This window comes from Stenotrophomonas sp. HMWF003 (assembly GCF_003061285.1).
GTDB classification, from domain to species: Bacteria; Pseudomonadota; Gammaproteobacteria; order Xanthomonadales; family Xanthomonadaceae; genus Stenotrophomonas; species Stenotrophomonas maltophilia_AP.
On the sequence record NZ_QAIW01000158.1, the window covers coordinates 24,665 to 27,116 of the forward strand.

Consider the following 2,452-nt stretch of genomic DNA (forward strand, 5'->3'; position numbering starts at 1 on the left):
TTGGCCGTCGCGCTCTTTGCTTTATCCTTGCCGCTGTTCTTGCTCATGTCCGTATTGTCTCCGATTCGGGCCTCCCCGGTCGATTCATCAGCAATCAGTAATCGAAATGCCAACTATCCGCCGTAGTGCCCTGGTCGAACATTCGGCTGCCCGCATGTTTGACCTGGTCAATGATATCGATGCCTATCCGCGCCGCTTCCGCTGGTGTTCGGCTGCGCAGATCCTGGAATCCGGACCGGACCGCCTGGTGGCGCGCCTGGACCTGGGGTTGGGCGCGTTCTCGACCTGGTTCATGACCGAAAACACCCTGCAGCGCCCAAGCAGCATTGATATGCAGCTGCGCGACGGGCCGTTCAAGCGCCTGCACGGGCGCTGGGAATTCCATGCGTTGGCCGAGGATGCCTGCAAGGTAAGCCTGACCCTGGAGTTCGAACCCACCTCGCGCCTGCTGGGGCCGGCGCTGGCGCTGGGCTTCCAGGGCCTGGCCGACCGCATGGTCAATGACTTCGTCAGCGTCGCCGATGCGCAGGACTGAGCCGTGATTGCGGTGGAGGTGGTGCTGGCCTGGCCAGACCGGGTGCTGTCGCGACCGCTGCAGTTGCCCGCGACGGCCACGGTGGGCGAGGCCATCGCTGCCGCTGCGCTGGAGGGTAGTGCGCTGTGCCCGGCGGTGGCCGTGCATGGGGTGCTGGCGCAACCGACCCAGCTGCTCCGCGATGGAGACCGGGTCGAGCTGCTGCGCCCGCTGCTGGCCGACCCCAAGGACAACCGCCGCCGGCGCGCCCGCGCCAGCAGCTGACGCCGGGTCAGGTTGGCTCAGCGGCCGCGCTTCTTCTTGTCCTTGGCCAGGTTGCGGCCGAACTGGCGCACGCTGGACTTGGCAAGCTCGGCATCCCGGTTGGGGAAGTACTCGCCGTCCCAGCGGGTGACCTGGTCATTCTCGAAGTAGACCGTGAAGTTCTTCACTTCGGTCTGGCCGAGGCGGTTGACCCGCTCGCTGGCGGTGTAGTCCCAGCGCTGGGCGTGGAACGGGTCCGGGATCGAGGGGGTGCCGAGCAGAGCGTTGACCTGCTGCTTGCTCTGGCCCACCTGCAGCTGACCGACGGCCTGCTCCCGGATCAGGTTGCCCTGATAGATGGGTTGCTTATAGATGATGCCGCAGCCCGTGGTGGACAGGGCAACGGCGGCGACCAGCAGGAGATTGCGCATCGGGAATGGCGTTTGGGGAAATCCAGTCGATGATACACTCACGACGCGTCGCCGCGACCCAATCCGAGGCAGCTGGCGCTAAATCGCCAATGAACGGAGAACTATGGAAACCCACGACCTGCGCAAAGTCGGCCTGAAGGTGACCCATCCGCGGATGCGGATCCTGGCGTTGCTTGAGCAGCGCAATGCCCAGAATCATCAGCACCACATGACCGCCGAAGACATCTACCGCCAGCTCCTGGAGCACGGTGACGAGATCGGCCTGGCCACGGTCTACCGGGTGCTGACCCAGTTCGAGGCCGCCGGCCTGGTGCTGAAGCACAACTTCGAGGGCGGCCAGGCCGTCTACGAGCTGGACCGCGGCGGCCACCACGACCACATGGTGGACGTGGACAGCGGCAAGATCATCGAATTTGAAAGCCACGAAATCGAGGAGCTGCAGCGCAAGATCGCGGCTGACCACGGTTACGAGCTGGAAGAGCACTCGCTGGTGCTGTACGTGCGCAAGAAGCGCAAGTAACGGCCCGTTGGGCGGCCGTGGGGCCACCCTTGCCAGGCACAGTGCGTGATCGAACCCCGGGCCCTGGCCCGGGGTTTTTCGTTGCTGGCCCGGGGTTTTTCGTTGTCAGCGCGGTGCCACCGGCTGCGCCCCGGGAAGCAGTACCTGCAGGTCCACCGCCTCGGCCATCGCCCGGTTGCCCGCGTCGCCCGGGTGCAGGTGGTCGCCGGAGTCGTAGGCCGCCGCGATCCGTGAGGGATCGGCCGGGTCACGCAGGGCCGCGTCCAGGTCGATCACCGCATCGAACGGGCTGTCCGTGCGCAGCCAGTCGTTGAGCTGCTGGCGCAGGGCGTCCTTGTCAGGCTGGTAGTAGTCGTCCAACGGCGTGCCGGGCAGGGCGCCGGCGAAGGGCGGCAGGGTCGCGCCCAGGATGCGCAGCCCCCGGCGGTGGGCCTGTTCGACCAGCGTGCGGTAGCCCGCCTGCAGCTCGGCCAGGCCGGGCCGGGCCTGGTCGCGGGCAAACGCGGTACCCGGCCAGGCGATGTCGTTGATGCCGATCAGCACGATCACGCTGGCAACGCCGGGCACGTCCAGTACGTCGCGCTGGAAGCGGGTTGTGGCCGCATCGCCCATGCCGCCGCGCAGCAGCCGTCCGCCGGAAATGCCGGCGTTGACCACCGCCACGCCCCGCGGGGCCAGCCGTGCGGCCAGGTGGTCGGTCCAGCGCTGGTCGCGGTCCAGGCT

General features: G+C 67.2%; 5 protein-coding genes. 3 read left to right on the plus strand and 2 right to left on the minus strand.

The features are described 5' to 3' along the window. The first annotated feature begins 106 nt into the window (after nt 1-106). On the plus strand, nt 107-535 hold the full coding sequence (locus DBR34_RS06405; RefSeq protein ID WP_128096163.1) for a type II toxin-antitoxin system RatA family toxin: 429 nt from the start codon (nt 107-109) through the stop codon (nt 533-535). A gap of 3 nt (nt 536-538) precedes the next feature. Then, the gene (locus DBR34_RS06410; protein WP_128096164.1) at nt 539-799 is read left to right on the plus strand and encodes an RnfH family protein; all 261 of its coding nucleotides are present in this window, start codon (nt 539-541) and stop codon (nt 797-799) included. 17 nt (nt 800-816) lie between these two features. Here the strand turns inward: DBR34_RS06410 and bamE are convergent, their stop codons facing one another. Next, nucleotides 817-1,209: an outer membrane protein assembly factor BamE gene (gene bamE, locus DBR34_RS06415; RefSeq protein ID WP_128096165.1), complete on the minus strand. Its 393-nt coding sequence runs from the start codon at nt 1,207-1,209 to the stop codon at nt 817-819. 103 nt (nt 1,210-1,312) lie between these two features. Here bamE and fur point away from each other — a divergent pair, with 103 nt between their 5' ends. Beyond that, the gene (gene fur / locus DBR34_RS06420) at nt 1,313-1,729 is read left to right on the plus strand and encodes a ferric iron uptake transcriptional regulator (RefSeq protein ID WP_038688936.1); all 417 of its coding nucleotides are present in this window, start codon (nt 1,313-1,315) and stop codon (nt 1,727-1,729) included. Nucleotides 1,730-1,834: 105 nt separating this feature from the next. Here fur and DBR34_RS06425 read toward each other — a convergent pair. Then, a partial coding sequence (locus tag DBR34_RS06425) for a GDSL-type esterase/lipase family protein (protein WP_258223709.1) occupies nt 1,835-2,452 on the minus strand: 618 nt, incomplete at its 5' end.